Annotated in this window: 9 protein-coding genes; 7 read left to right on the top strand and 2 right to left on the bottom strand. The window is 68.6% G+C overall.

The window, feature by feature from the left end; genetic code table 11:
• Window positions 1-143: 143 nt before the first annotated feature.
• The 7 genes from ASD21_RS18115 to ASD21_RS18085 all read left to right on the top strand — a co-directional run bounded on the left by ASD21_RS18115 (window position 144) and on the right by ASD21_RS18085 (window position 13,398).
• Window positions 144-2,780, top strand: coding sequence for a TonB-dependent receptor plug domain-containing protein (locus tag ASD21_RS18115; RefSeq protein WP_056444565.1), 2,637 nt, complete (start codon window positions 144-146; stop codon window positions 2,778-2,780).
• Window positions 2,774-4,354 (top strand): tannase/feruloyl esterase family alpha/beta hydrolase, encoded by a 1,581-nt coding sequence (locus ASD21_RS18110; RefSeq protein WP_082554840.1) that lies wholly within the window; start codon window positions 2,774-2,776, stop codon window positions 4,352-4,354. The genes ASD21_RS18115 and ASD21_RS18110 overlap by 7 nt, the downstream gene beginning before the upstream one ends.
• Complete coding sequence (locus tag ASD21_RS18105; RefSeq protein WP_156398426.1) at window positions 4,351-5,703, top strand: DUF6351 family protein; 1,353 nt, start codon at window positions 4,351-4,353, stop codon at window positions 5,701-5,703. Before ASD21_RS18110 ends, ASD21_RS18105 begins: the two co-directional genes overlap by 4 nt.
• Window positions 5,704-5,711: 8 nt before the next feature.
• Window positions 5,712-6,911, top strand: a complete 1,200-nt coding sequence (locus ASD21_RS18100) for a cytochrome P450 (RefSeq protein ID WP_056444553.1) — start codon at window positions 5,712-5,714, stop codon at window positions 6,909-6,911.
• Complete coding sequence (locus ASD21_RS18095) at window positions 6,908-7,804, top strand: alpha/beta hydrolase family protein (RefSeq protein WP_056444550.1); 897 nt, start codon at window positions 6,908-6,910, stop codon at window positions 7,802-7,804. Before ASD21_RS18100 ends, ASD21_RS18095 begins: the two co-directional genes overlap by 4 nt.
• Before the next feature lie 334 nt (window positions 7,805-8,138).
• Window positions 8,139-9,905, top strand: coding sequence for a hypothetical protein (locus ASD21_RS18090; RefSeq protein ID WP_056444547.1), 1,767 nt, complete (start codon window positions 8,139-8,141; stop codon window positions 9,903-9,905).
• A 31-nt stretch (window positions 9,906-9,936) separates the two neighbouring features.
• Window positions 9,937-13,398 (top strand): hypothetical protein, encoded by a 3,462-nt coding sequence (locus ASD21_RS18085; RefSeq protein WP_056444544.1) that lies wholly within the window; start codon window positions 9,937-9,939, stop codon window positions 13,396-13,398.
• Between the two features lie 107 nt (window positions 13,399-13,505).
• Here the strand turns inward: ASD21_RS18085 and pcaDC are convergent, their stop codons facing one another.
• Window positions 13,506-14,696 carry a bifunctional 3-oxoadipate enol-lactonase/4-carboxymuconolactone decarboxylase PcaDC gene (pcaDC, locus tag ASD21_RS18080; protein WP_056444541.1) on the bottom strand — a complete coding sequence of 397 codons (1,191 nt, stop codon included), beginning with the start codon at window positions 14,694-14,696 and terminating at the stop codon, window positions 13,506-13,508.
• Window positions 14,696-15,856, bottom strand: coding sequence for a 3-carboxy-cis,cis-muconate cycloisomerase (pcaB, locus tag ASD21_RS18075; protein WP_056444538.1), 1,161 nt, complete (start codon window positions 15,854-15,856; stop codon window positions 14,696-14,698). Before pcaB ends, pcaDC begins: the two co-directional genes overlap by 1 nt.
• Window positions 15,857-15,864 lie beyond the last annotated feature (8 nt).

Below are 15,864 nucleotides of genomic sequence, written 5' to 3'. Positions count from 1 at the left end.
TCAGCGCCGCGCGAAGGCGCCCACTTTCGCTTGAACTCATATAGTTCGTATAACATACTATTGTTATGCGAACCATTTGGGGGTCGCGATAAACCAAGACGGCCCGACGGCGACTTGCCGTACGCGCCGCGAGGGAGGGCGCCATGAAGAGTACCCGAGTCCCGTCACGCCACATCTGCGTCTCAAGTCTGGCGCTGGCGATCGCCATCGGAGCCGCCGCGTCGGCCGCCCAGGCGCAGACCGCTTCCGAAGACGCCGTCGCCGAGGTGGTCGTCACCGGCACGCGCATCCGCGGTGTGGCGGCCGTCGGCGCCACCCCCATCGGGCTCGATCGCGAGCAGATCGTGGACAGCGGCGCGACCAGCGTCTCGGACCTGCTGCGCAAGGTGCCGCAGATCATCGGATTGGGTCCGTCCGCCGTCGCCACCTCGGCCCAGAACGGCGCGGCCAACGCCACGCGCGGCGCGGGCGTCAATCTGCGCGGCGTGGGCGTCAACGCCACCTTGCTGCTGCTGGACGGCAACCGCTTCCCCGCCGCCGGCACCCAGGGCCAGTTCATCGATCCGTCGGTGCTGCCGTTCATCGCGCTGGAGCGAGTCGAGGTCGTGCCGGACGGCGCTTCGGCCATCTATGGCTCCGACGCCGTGGCCGGGGTGGTCAACCTGATCCCACGCGCCCGTTTCCAGGGAGCCGAGACCACCGTCCGGGCCGGTTTCGCCGACGGCTACAGCACCCAACAGATCAGCCAGATCCTCGGCCATCGGTGGGACACCGGGTCGGTGGTCCTGGCCCTGGAGCACACCCGCAACTCCGCCCTCGAAGGTCAGGATCGCGATTTCTATACGTCCGATCTGCGATCCCGGGGCGGTCGCGACTATCGCAGCACCCAGTGCAGCCCGGGCAACATCGTCATCGGCGGGGTCAGCTACGCCATTCCGGTCGGCGGCGTGACGCCGGCCAACGCGAGCCGCCTGACGCCGAACACGAGCAGCGCCTGCGACAACCTGCGGCTCAACTATATCATTCCCAAGCAGACCAAGAACAACCTGCTGCTCAGCGCCCGCCAGGAAGCCACGCCGAGCATCGACCTCTTCGCGCTCGGCTACTATTCGCGGCGCGAAGTGACGAACCGCAACGTGGTCACCGCGTCGCTCAGCGTGCCCAACACCAACGCCTTCTACGTCCGTCCCCCGGGCGCGCCGGCCGGGACCTCGGAGACGGTCAACTACTCGTTCGCCGACGTCTTCGGCTACAACCACGTGCCCAGCGTCTCGTCATCCTACGCGATGAACCTCGGCTTCGACGCCCGCCTGCCGGCCAACTGGAGAGCCAAGGTGACGGCCACCTACGGCCGGTCCGACGACGTCAACAAGCAGCGCACCAACTATTACACGGCCGGTGGGACGGCGGCCTTGGCCAGCAACGATCCGACCAAGGCGCTCAACGTGTTCGGCGGGCCGACCAATCCCGACGTGATCGCCTTGTTGAAGACGGGCTCCTTCGTCATCCAGGCCCGAACCGGGCTGGAGGCGGTCACCGCCCAAGCCGACGGTCCGCTGTTCGCCCTTCCCGGCGGGACCGTCCGTCTGGCCGTCGGGGCCGAGGCCCGCAACGAGCTCCTGGTGACCAACCTGTTCACCGGAACGACCCGCGCGCCGGTCTCGGCCTACAGCCACGCCGACCGCGACATCCGGGCGGTCTATGGCGAGCTCTTCGTGCCGCTTGTCGGCGATGGAAACGCGTTGCCGCTGGTCCAGAAGCTGAACGTGTCGCTGGCCGGCCGCTACGAGGACTACAGCGACTTCGGATCGACCTCGAACCCCAAGCTCGGCCTGGACTGGAAGCTGGTCGACGGACTCACCGTCAAGGGCAGCTACGGCAAGTCGTTCCGGGCGCCCAGCCTGGCGGAGAACAGCCCGATCGGGGGCGGGGCGGGCCTCTATGGCGACACCCTGCCTTGCGCCACCGGCAGCTGCTACGGGATCGGCATCGCCGGCGGAAATGTCGACCTCAAGCCCGAGAAGGCGACGACCTGGTCGACGGGCGTGGACTGGACGCCGCCCGCGGCGCCGGGTCTGCACGCCAACCTCACCTACTTCTCGATCGACTACCGCAACCAGATCGTGGCCCTGCGCGGCACGTCGGGCCTTCTGACGCTGCCCTATTACGCGCCCTATGTGATCTTCAATCCGACCCCCGCCCAGATCGCGGCGCTGCAGGCCAAGTACGTCACCAACACCACGATCAACGTCGGCGCGGTCACCTACATCCAGGACGGTCGCCGCCAGAACCTGGGCGCCAGTCAGATCGAAGGCTTCGACTTCGCGGTCGACTACGCCTGGGAGACCGGCCTCGGCGCGTTCGAACTCAGCGCCATGGGCGAGTACTTCTCCAAGTTCACGTTCTCGCCCGCGCCGGGCGTCGCGCCGATCGACGTGGTCGACAAGATCAACTACCCCCAGAGCCTGCGCGCGCGCCTGGGGCTGACCTGGCGACGGGGCGGCTGGAACGCCCTTGCCGCTCTCAACACCGTCAGCGGCTACGATAACAACACCGTCACCCCGGTGCAGACGGTCGACGCCTACCGGACCGTCGATCTGCGCCTAGCCTACGAGGTCCAATCGGCGGGCGGCTGGCTGAAGGGCGTCACGGTGGCCCTGGAGGCTCAGAACCTGTTCGACGAGGATCCGCCGTTCGTCAATGTGAGCGGCGGCTACGACCCTCAGTCGGCCAGTCCCATCGGACGCCTGGTCGGCCTCAATGTGAGCAAGTCATGGTGAGGCGCGATCCGCGCGGCGCGGCGGCGGCGGGGCTGGCCCTGCTGATCGTCGGGTGCGCGGACGCGCCCGCCGTCCCGCCATCCGCGCGTCCCGTCGCGCTGGGCGCCGACGCCTGCGCGGCGTTGCGTGGCTTTACCGGGCGAGGCGTACGGGTGGTCGCCGCGACGGCGGTGACCCCGAGCCCGGTCTGGTCGTCGCCGACCCAGGCCGCCTACAACGGCGTCGCCTCCAAGCCCTTCTGCCGCGTCGAGGGCGTGATCCAGGGGCGGGTCGGCTTCGAGCTCTGGCTGCCCGCCGCCCAGGCTTGGAGCGGTCGGCTGCTGGGCGCCGGCGTCGGCGGCGACGCGGGGATCTACAACTACGCCGACCTCGGACGTGGGGTGGACGCCGGCTTCGCGGCCGTCACCACCGACAGCGGGCACAAGGCGGCCGACGCCCACTGGATGCTGGATCGCGCGGCGGTCGACGATTACACCCACCGCGCTCAGCATTTGACCAACCAGGCCGCCCGCGCCTTGGTCGAGGCCTATTACGGCCGTCCCGCGGCCCATGCCTATTTCCTCGGCTGCTCCGGCGGCGGGCGTCAGGGGCTGAAGGAGGTCCAGGACTATCCCGGCGACTATGACGGGGTGGTGGTCGGGGCGCCGGGACCGAACATGCCGCCGCTGTCGGCGAGGATGATGTGGCTTGGGCTGCGCGACCAGCGCGACCCGGCGGGGGCCTTGAACGACGCCGACTGGAGCCTGGTGGCCAAGGCGGCCGTGGCCGCCTGCGACCGGGACGACGGCCTGGCTGACGGCCTGGTCGCCAATCCCCCGACCTGCCGGTTCGACCCCGCCGTGTTGGCCTGTTCGACTGGAACGGTCGGAGCCTGCCTGACGCCGGCCAAGCTGGCCACGGTGCGGATCACGTACGCCCCGCTGCGCGACGAGGCCGGAAAGCCCATCGACAGCGGCGTCTTTCCAGGCGTGCGGACGCGGCCGGGACCGCCGTCGCCGTTGCTCCGGGCGATGTTCGCCGACGGCGCGCACCGCGATTCGAGCTGGGACGCCGGGACCTTCACGATCGCCGGCGACCTGGCCCTGGCGCAGCGAAGACTGGCGAAGCTCTGGACCAACAAGACGGACCTCTCGGCCTTCAGGGCCCGGGGCGGCAAGCTGCTGATCTATCAGGGCTGGCTCGACCCGTCGGTCATCGCCCAGCAGAGCCTGGAGTACTATGCCGGCCTTGAAGCCAGGACGGGCGGGGGCCGAGAGACGCGATCGTTCGCTCGGCTGATGATGGCGCCCGGCCTGTATCACTGCCTCGGCGGGACGGGACCTGACCGGTTCGGCGGTTCGGCCACGCCCGAACCGATCGGAGATGGCGACCACGATGCATTGAGCGCCATGGTGGCCTGGGTCGAGCAGGGCAGGGCGCCCGAGCGCATCGTCGCCAGCCAGGTGGAGGACGGCCAGGTCACGCGTCAGCGTCCGCTCTGTGTCTGGCCTAGCCAGGCCGTCCATATCGGCGGCGATCCGAACAAGGCCGAAAGCTTCCGGTGCGCCGCGCCGGGGGAAGGGAAGGCATCGTGATCGCGCGCGCCTCCCTTCTGCCGATGATGACCGCGGCGCTGGTCGCGATGCCCGCCGCGGCGCAGACCCCGAGGGCGTCTGGCGAGACGCGTGGGCCGCTGCCTGGCGGCGGAGATTGGGTGGTCGAGGCCCCGGCGAACTGGAACGGCACGGTGCTGCTCTACGGCCACGGCTATTCGCAGACCCTGCGACCGGCCGAGAGCGCGCCCATCGGTGAACGCGAGCTCTATCTGGCCCAGGGCTACGGCCTGGCGGCCTCGTCCTACTCCCAGGCCGGCTGGGCGCTGGAGCAGGCGCAGGTCGATCAGTGGACGGCGCTGGACGCGTTCGTCGCACGCTACGGCAAACCCAAACGCGTCATCGCCTGGGGCGACTCCATGGGCGGCCTGACCAGCGTCGCCCTGGCCGAGCGTCATCCCGAACGGCTCGACGGCGCGTTGGCCCTGTGCGGCTCCATATCGGGCGTGCTCGGCATGATGAACACGGCCCTGGACGGCGCCTTCGCGTTCAAGACCCTGCTGGCGCCGGACTCGGACCTGCGGTTGGTCGCCACCGGCGATGATCGCGCCAACGGCGCCGCCGCTCAGGCGATCCTGGGCGAGGCGATGCGGACGCCGCGAGGTCGGGCCCGGATCGCCCTGGCGTCCGCCCTGGCGCAGTTGCCCGGCTGGACGGATCCGGCCTCGCCCGAGCCCCAGGTCGACGCCTACGACGAGCAGTTGGAACAACAGGCCGAGGCCTTTGTCATGGGCGTCTTCCTGCCGCGCGCGGACCAGGAGCGCCGAGCCGGCGGGGTGTTCTCGTGGAATATGGGCGTCGACTACGCCGCCCAGCTTCGCGCCGGCGGCCGCCGTCCGGCGGTCCAGGCGCTGTACGCCAAGGCGGGCCTGGATCTCGACGCCGACCTGGCGACCTTGGCCAAGGCGCCGCGCATCGCCGCCGAACCCGCCGCCGTCGCCTACATGTCCGCCAACTACACGATCAGCGGAGACATCAAGCGTCCGTTGCTGACGGTCCACAATGTCGGTGACGGCATGACCGTGGTCAGCACCAACGCGGCCTACGCCTCGGCCGTGAAATCCCGCCGGCGCGGCGCCAACCTCGCCCAGGCCTTCGTCGGCGCCGCCGGGCACTGCCGGTTCGGCGCGGGCGAGCGGCTGGCGGCGATCCGCACGCTGGAAGCCCGCATCGACACGGGCCGCTGGGACGCCGCGCCGGCCGCCCTCAATCGCCGCGCCCGGGATGCGGGCGAGGCCCAGGGCCGCTTCGTGCCCTTCACGCCGCCGCCGTTCGCCCGGCCCTGCATCAGAGGCGGCGCCTGTCGGGGCGCGCCCATCAAGCCCGAGTAGGAGCGTCCATGTCCAAGCCCGCAGACCAGGATTTCGATCCGTTGGAACCGGAGACGTTCGACAGTCCGTACGCCGTCTACGCCGACCTGCGCGCCCGGTGCCCGGTCGCCCACAGCCGGGCTTGGGGCGGCTTCTGGGCGCTGATGACCTATGACGACGTGCGCGAGGCGGCGGGGGACGCCGCGCGTTTCATCACTTCGGTGCAGAACGTGGTGCCCAAGGTGGCGTTCACCGGCCGCCGGCCGCCGCTGCACCTGGATCCGCCCGAGCACACGCCCTATCGCGCCGCGCTCAATCCGCTGTTCAACGCCCAGCGGATGGCCGCGATGGAGGCGCCGACGCGGCGCATCGCCATCGACCTTCTGGAGCCTTTGCTGGCGCGAGGCGCGGGCGACATTTGCGCGGACTTCTCCAGCCACCTGCCGATCCGGGTCTTCGCCCACTGGATGAACATCGCCGACGATCAGGCCAAGGTGCTCAGCGACGTGGGCCGCGACTACAACATCGCCGTCCAGGCCAATATCGACGACGTGGTCAAGGCGGCCAGCCTCAAGCTCTATGACATGGCCAAGGCGGTGGTCGAGGACCGTCGGTCCCAGCCGCTGGACCCGGCTGTCGACGCCGCCAGCGCGCTGCTGGCCGCGCGATACCTGGGCGAGCCGCTGCCCGAGACGATGATCATCGGCACGATCCGCCAGGTTCTGGTGGTCGGCATCATCGCGCCGACGGTGATGATCGGCAGCATCGCGGTGCATCTGTCGCGCGACCAGGCCTTGCAGGCCCAGCTCCGCGCCGATCCCAGCCTGATCCCGGCGGCGGTCGAGGAGTTCCTGCGGCTGTACACGCCCTATCGGGGCTTCGCGCGCACGGCCGTGGAGGACGTCGTGATCGGGGGGCGGGCGATCCCGTCGGGCGAGCCTATCGCCCTAGTCTACGCGTCCGCCAACCGCGACGAGCGCAAGTTCGAGAACGCCGACCGGTTCGTGCTGAACCGTCCCAATATCGGCGAGCATCTGGCCTTCGGTCGCGGCGCCCATAACTGCCCGGGCGCGTCCCTTGCCCGGCTGCAACTGCGCATCGCCCTGGAGGAGCTGCTGGCCCGCACCGCCAGCTTCGATCTGAACGGCGAGATCCGCCCGACCCGCTTCCCCGAGATTGGCGCGCTGTCCGCGCCTTTGAGCTTCACCCTGCCGAGAGAGTCCCGATGAAGATTTCGACGTTGGCCGCGACGCTGGGCCTGTTCCTGACCGGTCCCGCCCTGGCGGCCGAGGCCCCGCCGCCGCCGTACAAGGCCGTGATGGAGAGTGATCCGGGCCTTCCGACCCACACCGTCTATCGGCCGGTCGACCTGGGCGCCGTGGCCAAGGGTTCGCTGCCGATCGTCGCCTGGGCCAACGGCGCCTGCGCCAACGAGGGCGACGCCTTCGCCAAGTTCCTGACCGAGATCGCCGGCCACGGCTATCTGGTGGTGGCCATCGGGCCGATCGTCGGCCCGAAGCCGCCGCCTCCGGCCAACGCGCCGCGACCGGCGCCGGACCTTACCGGACCGCCCAAGACCACCGCCTCGCAACTGATCGACGCCATCGACTGGGCGGTCGCCGAGAACGCCCGGCCGGCCAGCCGCTACCGGGGGCTTCTCGACGTCAAGAAGATCGCGGTGATGGGCATGTCCTGCGGCGGCCTGCAGGCGATCGAGGCGTCCGCGGATCCGCGCGTGTCCACCACCGGGGTGTGGAACAGCGGCGTGCTCGGCACGGGCACGGGCGGCCTGCCCGGCGCCAATGTGACCAAGGAGAGCCTGAAGGCCCTGCATGGTTCGGCGATCTATGTCAGCGGCGACGCCACCGACATCGCTTTCGCCAACGCCAATGACGACTTCGCCCGCATCACGCACATCCCCGCCGTTCGCGCCTACCAGGACGGCGTGGGTCACGGCGGCGTCTACGGCCAGCCGCGCGGCGGGGCATTCGGCGAAGTCGCCGTGGCCTGGCTGAACTGGCGGCTGAAGGGCGACCAGGCCGGGCGGGCGATGTTCGTGGGGGCGGACTGCGGGCTCTGCGCCAAGCCGGGCTGGCACGTCGAGCGCAAGGGCGTGAACTAGGACGGCAGCGGGAGAGGCGTCGACGTCAGCGCGCCTCGCCCCGTTCGGCCAGGATTTCCGAGGCTTCGGTGAAGGCGGTGTTGGCCGCCGGCCCGCCGGCATGGAGCGCCGTCTGCATCGACGCTCCTTCAGCTCGTCGACCGTGAAGCCGCCTTGCTCAAGGCCGGCGGGGCCGCCCGCCGGCAAGCGTCAGCAAACTCGGCCAATACTCGTAAAAAACGATTCGAAAACAATAACAACTTATAGGATGTTATGTCCGGCTTTGCGTGGAGCGGGGCGGCTGGCCGCCGACGGGCGCGCGCCGAGGGCTTGTGGCCAAGCAGGGATATGATCGATGAGCGTTTCGCAATCGAACTTGTCGGATCCGCACTATGGTTTCGACCTCGTGGTCGCCGTGACGCAGACCAGCGTCAACGCAACGCTCAAGCAGCTGCTGGCGGGGCTCTCCGCGCCGGAGGTCATTGTCTGCTACGTCTTTGACGACAGCGACAATCTCGTCCCCATCGCCTATGAAACGCTCGTCGCCAACGCCAAGGGATCGGACCCGTTCGCGGTCCCCGACGGCGCGAATCCTTCGACCAATCAGGACCTGATCAACCTGGCGGCGGCCAGCTTCGCCGGTGCGGTCAAGGCGCGGCTGGGCCTGCCGGACGTGCCGTTGGCCAGTCTTCCGCCGATCGCGACCCTGGGCGATGGAACCAGCGCCCCGGTGTTGTTCAACCTGCTCTGCGCCGAGTTCCAGATCGTTGGCTTCGAGTACGGACCGCACACCAAGTGGATCAACCAGTCGCAACCCAGCGGGTCGGGGGCGCCTTGGTACTTCTCGGCCAACGTGTTTCTCAACATCACCACGATCAATCCCAATTCCCCCGTGCCGCCGGCCGTCCAGCAACGCATCATCCAGCTGCAGCACCAGGCGCCGAACGCCTTCACCATCCAAAAGCTGTTTCTCGACCTGGACACCGCCATCCTGGAGGCGTCGCCGACGATCCAAAACATTCCGCCGGGCTGGCCGGTCTGGAACCTGATCTCGTCGGTCTTCCTGAACGCCTATTTCACCCAGCTGCGCCAGAACGGGGACCCGGTGCTCAGCTACAGCTTCACGGTGACGGCCCCGCGGCCCACCACGCTGGAACTCGGCGCGGTGTCGCGCGAAGCCTCGCCGCTGAAGCAGAACGGCCAGCCGATCAAAAATCCAACGGCCGCCCAGGCGGACGCGGCGACCCTGGTCTATATCGGCACGCAATCGACCACCGTGCCGGTCCCCGTGCCCTTCCCTTGGAACTGGGTCGAGTTGAACGAGGTGAGCCAATTTTCCGGCGTGCAGGCGGTCCGTCGCGACGTCTTCTTCACCTACCTGGCCAAGCTGATCAACGCGGAGGTGGGCAATCTGTGCATCGCAACGAACGTGCACATGACCCACTCGGGCGAGGACTTCAAGATCCACTACTCCAGCGGCCGCTCCACCTCGCCGCAATCGTTCAGGCCGGTCTCGCCGATCGGTCCGCCCGACGGCGACGGCTTCACCGACGTGCTGTCGCTCAGCTTCGTGAATAATTCCCACGACAATTCCGAATCCGCGAGCCACGCCGTGGAGATCTGGGGCGACTACAACTTCACCCTGACCGGACACGTCGCCGTCAAAGGCAACCAGATCCGGGTCCAGGTGCGGGCCGTCGTTTACATGGAATTCAAGCATCGCGAAGTATTCGTCAACTACACAGATCTGTCTGGGAAGAGCTACTACGACAAGACGCTGACCGTGCTGTATACGCTGGGCGTCGAGCAGAACGGCGCCCTGCAGGTCACGCAAACAAACAGCGTTGCCAATCAATCGGCGCGGTGGGATTTCGATCCGCAAGGCATCCTTGGAAAGTTCGGCTTTGAGGACAAGGTCAAGAATGGACTGACCAGCGTCTCCACCGACCTCTCAGCCTATATCGACACCGCTTTCACCCGCTACGTCGATGAATTGACCAATACCATCAACGGTTACCGGGCCTGGGTTTTCCCTGGAAACGACGCCTTCACGTTCAAGAACCTGTCCTTCTCGGCGAGCCAGGACCTCACGGCGCAATTGACCTACGTCAACCCAAACTAAACAGGGGCCAGGCCTGCGGAAGGGGCAAATCATGAGCGGCTATACGATCACGACCTCTTCGGAGCTGATGGAGAACTACATCCAGGCCGACTTTCTGCTGCCTCAGGAGAAGTTCATCGCGCTGCAGACCGACGCCGGGGCGTCGCTGCTGTTTTCGATCGGCACGGGCGGGGTGTTCAACCTGACGATCGAGGCCCCCGGCCAGACCCATGGCTGGCGGCAGGTCGATCTGGGCGCGGTCCGGATCCAGAGCGACTTCGGCGGCAAGGCGACGGTCAAGTCGTTCGGCGCGGCCCAGGTCGTGGCGGCGCCGGGCGGATCGGGCGCCCAGATCCATCTGGCGATGATCGTCAACGACGGGATCCGCGACCATCTCTATCTGAGCCTGGGCAATTCGGATTCCGATTTGGGCTGGACCGCCAAGCCGGCCTGGACGGCGGCGCCGTTCAACGCGATCGGCGGCGACGGCCTGCCGATCACGCCGCCGAGCCCGTTGCTGATCGCCAACGTCTTTCTGAGCGAGGCGACCGACAAGGAGTATGTCGTCGTCGACACCCTCCGCAATCCAACCCAACCGGTCGGCGTGCTGGCGCGCTACTATATCGACGCCGCCCCCGGAGCCTCGCCCACCTGGCGGCCGCACGACCTGGCGATCGACGTCCAGGCCTCGGGCTATGCTTCCTGTCTCGGCCGCGCGGCGCACGCCTACGAAGTCGACGGGCTCTACACGAAGGGCGCGGCCGGCGCGTCGGCCCAGCTGGTCTACACGCCGCTCTACAACGTCTTCAATCCGGCCCTGCCGGCGCCGCCGTCGCGGCTGAACCTACCGGGGGGGCTGCTCGCCGACGCGATCGCCGCGGTGCGCGACGCCGACAACACCTCCGACCTCTACGCGGCGGCGAACGGTGGTCTCTACTGGTTCGCCAGCGGCAACCAGAAGGACGGAGCGACCGGGGTGCTGGTCGCCTCCCATCCGTTGCTGGCCGCCGTGCGCGCGCTTTACGCCTACGCCGCCGACGGCGCGGTGACGGTCTGGGGATTGAACGGCGACGATCAGGTTTTCTACCTGACCTGCCCGGCGGGACGGCAGGGGCAGCCCGCCGCCTGGAACAGGCCGCTGCCGATCCTGGCCGGGGTCGATGCGATCGCGCCGTTCATCGATCGCGGCTACAGCGCCAACACCTTCTTCGCCCATACCGGGACCGGGCTGATCAAGCTGATCAAGTCGCCGACCACCGCGCTGTGGACTCAGCGCCGCATCACCCTGCCGCCGAGCGCGACGACCCAGCCGTCACTGCCAATCCACTCCTACACCACCCACATCCGGGTCGCCGACGCCGACGGCCGGACGGCCCCGAACGTCAGCGTGAAGCTCACCGCGACCAACGTCACCTCGGTCTCTATCAATCACCTCTATTACATCATCGGTCCCTCGCCGATCGAGGTGCTCACCGACGCCCTGGGAACGGTGACGATCGTGGAGACGGCCACCAGCCTGACCGGCACGCGGTTCCAGGTCTCGGTCGCCTCCCAGCCGGAGATCCCCGTCAACACCATGGACGCGGCCTGGGCGCGCAACGCCCGGTACACCACCACCGAGAGCTTGCGGTCGGCTCAGATCGTCGATCGCAAAGGCAATCGGCGCGACTTCGTTCCGGCGGGAACCTCCAAGGACGACCTGGACCGGGTGGCCTATTCCAACCGGTGTCTGGCCAAGGCCTATGACAAGGTCGCCGCCGCCCCGCCGCCCGGCAAGGCCCGGCCGGCCCTGTTCGCCCTGCCGCCGCCGCGCACCGTCGCCCTGTCCGCCGCGGGGATCGCCGACGGGATCGCCGTCGACATCGGTGACCTGTTCAACTGGCTGGCGACGGGCGTCGAGGCGGCGATCCAACTCGTCGAGGACACCGCCAACGATGTCTGGCTCTTCGTCGCCACGATCGGCGAGGCGGTCTATCACGGCGTGCTCGACGCCGTGGAAGCGGTCGTGGCGGCGGCGACCTGGGTCTACAACGCCATCAAGGTGATCGTCGACGACATCATCCTGTTCCTGCAATTCCTGTTCGAGTGGCCGGACATCCTGGTCACCCACAAGGTGCTGAAGACCCTGATCCTGCGTCTCAGCCAGTCGGCGATCGCCGGCATCGAGACCGTCAAGGCCGACCTGGCGCCGCTGTTCCAGCAGCTTCAGACCGCGATCAACGGCTGGGCCGACATTCCCGACTTCAACCAGACCGCCGCCGCCACCCTGGCGTCGAACCCCCCGGTCGCGGGGCAGAACAGCGCGCCCGCCAATCTGGGCGTCCACCACTTCCAGAACGGTTGCGCGTCCAGTTCGAGCAACCTCTCGTCCGACAGTCCGGCCACGGCGATCCTGCAGGACCTGGTCGATCTGTTCGAGGCCGAGGGGCAGACCCTGGCCGCGGCGGCCACCGCCATCAAGACCGACATCATCGACCAGTTCGGCGGCCTCGGCCTCACCGAGATCATCAAACGCTTGGTGACGATCCTCGCCGACACGGTCTTGCAGTCGGCGCAGAACGTGCTGGTCACCGTGCTGGACATCCTGGCCCAGCTGATGGAAGGCGCGATCGAGATCCTGACCGCCAAGCTGGATATCCCGGTGCTGTCCTGGCTCTACAATGAGCTGACCGACGAGGACCTGTCGTTCCTGGACCTGATCTGCCTGATCGCGGCCATCCCGGTCACCATCATCTACAAGGCCGTCGCCCACAGGGCGCCGTTCCCCAAGAACGACGCCTTCACCAAAGACCTGATCGGGGCCAAGTCCTTCGCTGACATCCAGGCGCTGTTCGTGACCTCGCCCCGTCCCGTCGCGGCCGCGCCGAGGACGCCGCTGGCGACCGCCGCGCCGGCGCCGGTGCTGGACGAGACCAAGCTCAAGACCTTCGGTTTCGTGACCGGCGTCGTCTCTCTGTACGGCGCGTTGGTGCTCATCGTGACCAGCAACGTCCAGCGCGTGCTCGATGTCGCCGAGATAAAGAACCCGCTCGCCAAGACCTACGCGACGATCGCTTGCCTGGGCAACATCGCCTACGTCTCGCCCAACATCGCCACGCTGATCAACGCCAGAACCGACAACTGGTACGCCGAGATGAACAACGCCCTGACCGCGATCAGCATCCTCAAGGGCATAGCCGCCATTCCGGCCGCCGCTTCCAGCAATCCGTGGGTCGGCAAGAGCTTCGCCCTGGTCGAGACCTGCATCAACATCGTCTGGAACGTGCCGGTCGTCGCCAACGTCATCGTCAACCACGCCGCCTGGGACACCACCTACAAGTCCCTGATCCCCGAAACGATCGGCAACCTGGCGTTCAATGGCGGCGGCATCCTGGACTTTTTCATCGCCATCGACACGGACCTTAAATCGAAAGCCATCCTGGCGGGGACGCAGGGCAATCTCATGCTCGACTACGGTCTCTGCATGATCATCGCCGGAGGCATCTATGAGTTCGCGTCCGACCAAAAACACTAGCGCGGCGGCGAGGGTGTTGTCGGCCTAACCTAGGCACCAGGGAGACCGCCAGGTTGGACATGGCGCCTGCCGCGCGAAAAGCGCCGCGCCCAGGCGAGGCGCGCGGATCAATCGGCTCCGCCCAGCTCCGCGATGATCTCGGCGGCCTCGGTGAAGGCGGTGTTGGCGGCGGGCACGCCGGCGTAGATCGCCGTCTGCATCAGGACTTCCTTCAGCTCGTCGAGGGTGAAGCCGCCCCGCTCGAGGCCCGCTCGCACGTGCAGGCGGAACTCCTCCCAGCGCGCCAAGCTCGCGCAGATGGCCACGACCAGCAGGCGGCGGGTGCGATGGTCCAGGCCCGGCCGGCCCCAGATCTCGTTCCAGGCGTAGCGCGTGATCATCGCCTGGTAATCGGCGGTGAAGGCGGTGCGCCTGGCCAGGGACTTGTCGACCCAGGCGTCGCCCAGCACCTGGCGGCGGATCGTGAGGCCCGCCTCGAACAGGACGTCCTGTGCGTCGCCGATCGCGGTTCCGCCCAGCGCCTCGCGGACGAAGGCGCGCAGCGCGCCGGCGAAGGCCGTCGGAGCTTCCAGGCTGGGCAGATGCGCGCCGTCGATTTCGACGTGGCGGGCGCCGGGAACGGCGGCGACGATCCGCTCGGCGTGCCCCTCGAAGGGCGAGGCGATGTCCTTGGCGCCGGTGAGCACCAGGGTCGGCGCGGTGATGTCCGACAGGCGTTCCAGCAGGGCCATGTCGCGGATCGCCGCGCCGCAGCCGCAATAGCCGTCGGGGTTCTGGGCGACCATGCCGGCGCGCACCGTCTCGACGACCTCGGGGTGTCGAGCGCGGAAATCGTCGGAGAAGAAGCGGCCCAGCACCATGTCGACGATCGCGCCGAGCCCCTCGGCGCGGATCAAGGCCAGGCGCTGGTCCCAGACCCCCGGGTCCAGGGCCGGAGAGGTGCAGGCCAGGACCAAGGTCTCGATGCGTTCGGGCGCCTTGGAGGCCAGGGCCATGGCGACCATGCCGCCCAGCGAGGTGCCGCAGATCGTGGCCTTGGCGATCCCCGCCGCGTCCATCACCGCCAGCACGTCGTCGGCCAGGAGGTCGAGGCTGTAGTCGCCGGCCGGGGCGTCCGAAGCCCCGTGGCCGCGGGTGTCGATCCGTAAGACGCGGAGGTCGGGCGTCAACAAGGGGACGACGGGATCGTAGAGGGAAAGGTCCGTGCCGATCGAGGGCAGCAACACCACCGCGGGCTTGTCGGCCGCGCCGTCCAGCCGCCAGTAGATGCGGGCGCCGTTGGAAAGGGCGAAGGGCATCAGCGATCCTTTCGGTAAGCGTCGAGCGCGCGGGCGACCAGCGCCTCGGATTCGCCGGTGTCGTTCCCGAGCCCGGCGGCGGCCAGGTTGGCGGCCATGCGTTCGACATCGATCTCCAGGCCTTCGATCACCGGGGCCATGACCGCCAGGGCGCCGTGGGCCAGTCGGAAGAGATCGGCCAGCACCGGGCCTTCGATCTGCCAGCCGCCCAGCCCGCGCTCATGCTCCTGGGGCAGGGCGGACAACAGGGTGGCGGCCAGGTGCGGCGCGCGCAGGGCGGCGGACAAGGCGACCTGACAGCCGGTGGGGTTTCGCTTGTGGCCCATGGTCGAGGAGCCGCCGCGTCCGGCGACCTTCGGTTCGAACGCCTCGGCGACTTCTGTCTGGGCCAGGAGGGCGATGTCCGTGGCGATCTTGCCAACCGCCCCGATCAGGATGGCCAAGGCGCTGGCCAGGCCGGCGATCGCGCCGCGCTGGGCGTGCCAGGGCTTGGCGGGGAGGGCCAGGTCCAGCCGCGCGGCCAGGCGTTCGGCGATGGCCAGGGCCTTGCCGTCCAGTCCGGCCAGAGACCCGGTCGCTCCACCGAACTGCAGGCGTAGGGCGGTGGCGGCCTCGATGTCGAAACGCATCAGGGCTTCGTCGACGCCCTGCAGCCAGCCCGCGACCTTCAGGCCGAAAGTGATCGGCAGGGCGGCCTGCAGCAAGGTTCGGCCCAGCATCGGCGTGGCGGCGTGCGTCTCGGCCAGGGCCGCCAGGGCCTGGGCCAGGCGCGCGGCCTCGTCGCGGATCAGGGCGGCGCCGGCCTTGGCCTGCAGCATCAGGGCGGTGTCGGCCAGGTCCTGGCTGGTCGCGCCCCTGTGCACCAGGGCGGCGACGGCGTCGCCGTGCCGGGCGGCCACCCGCTGGCGGAGGATCTGCACCAGGGGAATGGCCAGCGTCCCCGCGTGGGCGGCGGCCTCGGCCAGGTCCTCGACGTCGGGAAGCTCGACGCAGGCGGCGACGATGGCTTCGCCAACCTCCAAAGGGATCAGCCCCTCGGTCACCTGGGCCTCGGCCAGAACCGCCTCGAACAGCAGGGCCGCGCGCAGCAGGGCCGCGTCGCCGAACACCGCCAGCATGGCCGGAGTGGAGGCGGGACGGTCGTGGAGAAGTGAGGACAAGGGCGAGC

The organism is Caulobacter sp. Root1455 (assembly GCF_001426905.1).
Classification (GTDB): Bacteria; Pseudomonadota; Alphaproteobacteria; order Caulobacterales; family Caulobacteraceae; genus Caulobacter.
The sequence above is the reverse complement of the archived record's forward strand: the minus strand, read 5'-3'. Positions and strand labels throughout refer to the sequence as shown.

Bases quoted from the DNA above. Each gene is read 5' to 3' on its own strand.
- ASD21_RS18100 (WP_056444553.1), top strand. From the start codon at position 5,712: ATGTCCAAGCCCGCAGACCAGGATTTCGATCCGTTGGAACCGGAGACG.
- ASD21_RS18085 (WP_056444544.1), top strand. From the start codon at position 9,937: ATGAGCGGCTATACGATCACGACCTCTTCGGAGCTGATGGAGAACTAC.
- ASD21_RS18090 (WP_056444547.1), top strand. From the start codon at position 8,139: ATGAGCGTTTCGCAATCGAACTTGTCGGATCCGCACTATGGTTTCGAC.
- pcaDC (WP_056444541.1), bottom strand. From the start codon at position 14,696: ATGCCCTTCGCCCTTTCCAACGGCGCCCGCATCTACTGGCGGCTGGAC.
- ASD21_RS18095 (WP_056444550.1), top strand. From the start codon at position 6,908: ATGAAGATTTCGACGTTGGCCGCGACGCTGGGCCTGTTCCTGACCGGT.
- ASD21_RS18110 (WP_082554840.1), top strand. From the start codon at position 2,774: ATGGTGAGGCGCGATCCGCGCGGCGCGGCGGCGGCGGGGCTGGCCCTG.
- ASD21_RS18115 (WP_056444565.1), top strand. From the start codon at position 144: ATGAAGAGTACCCGAGTCCCGTCACGCCACATCTGCGTCTCAAGTCTG.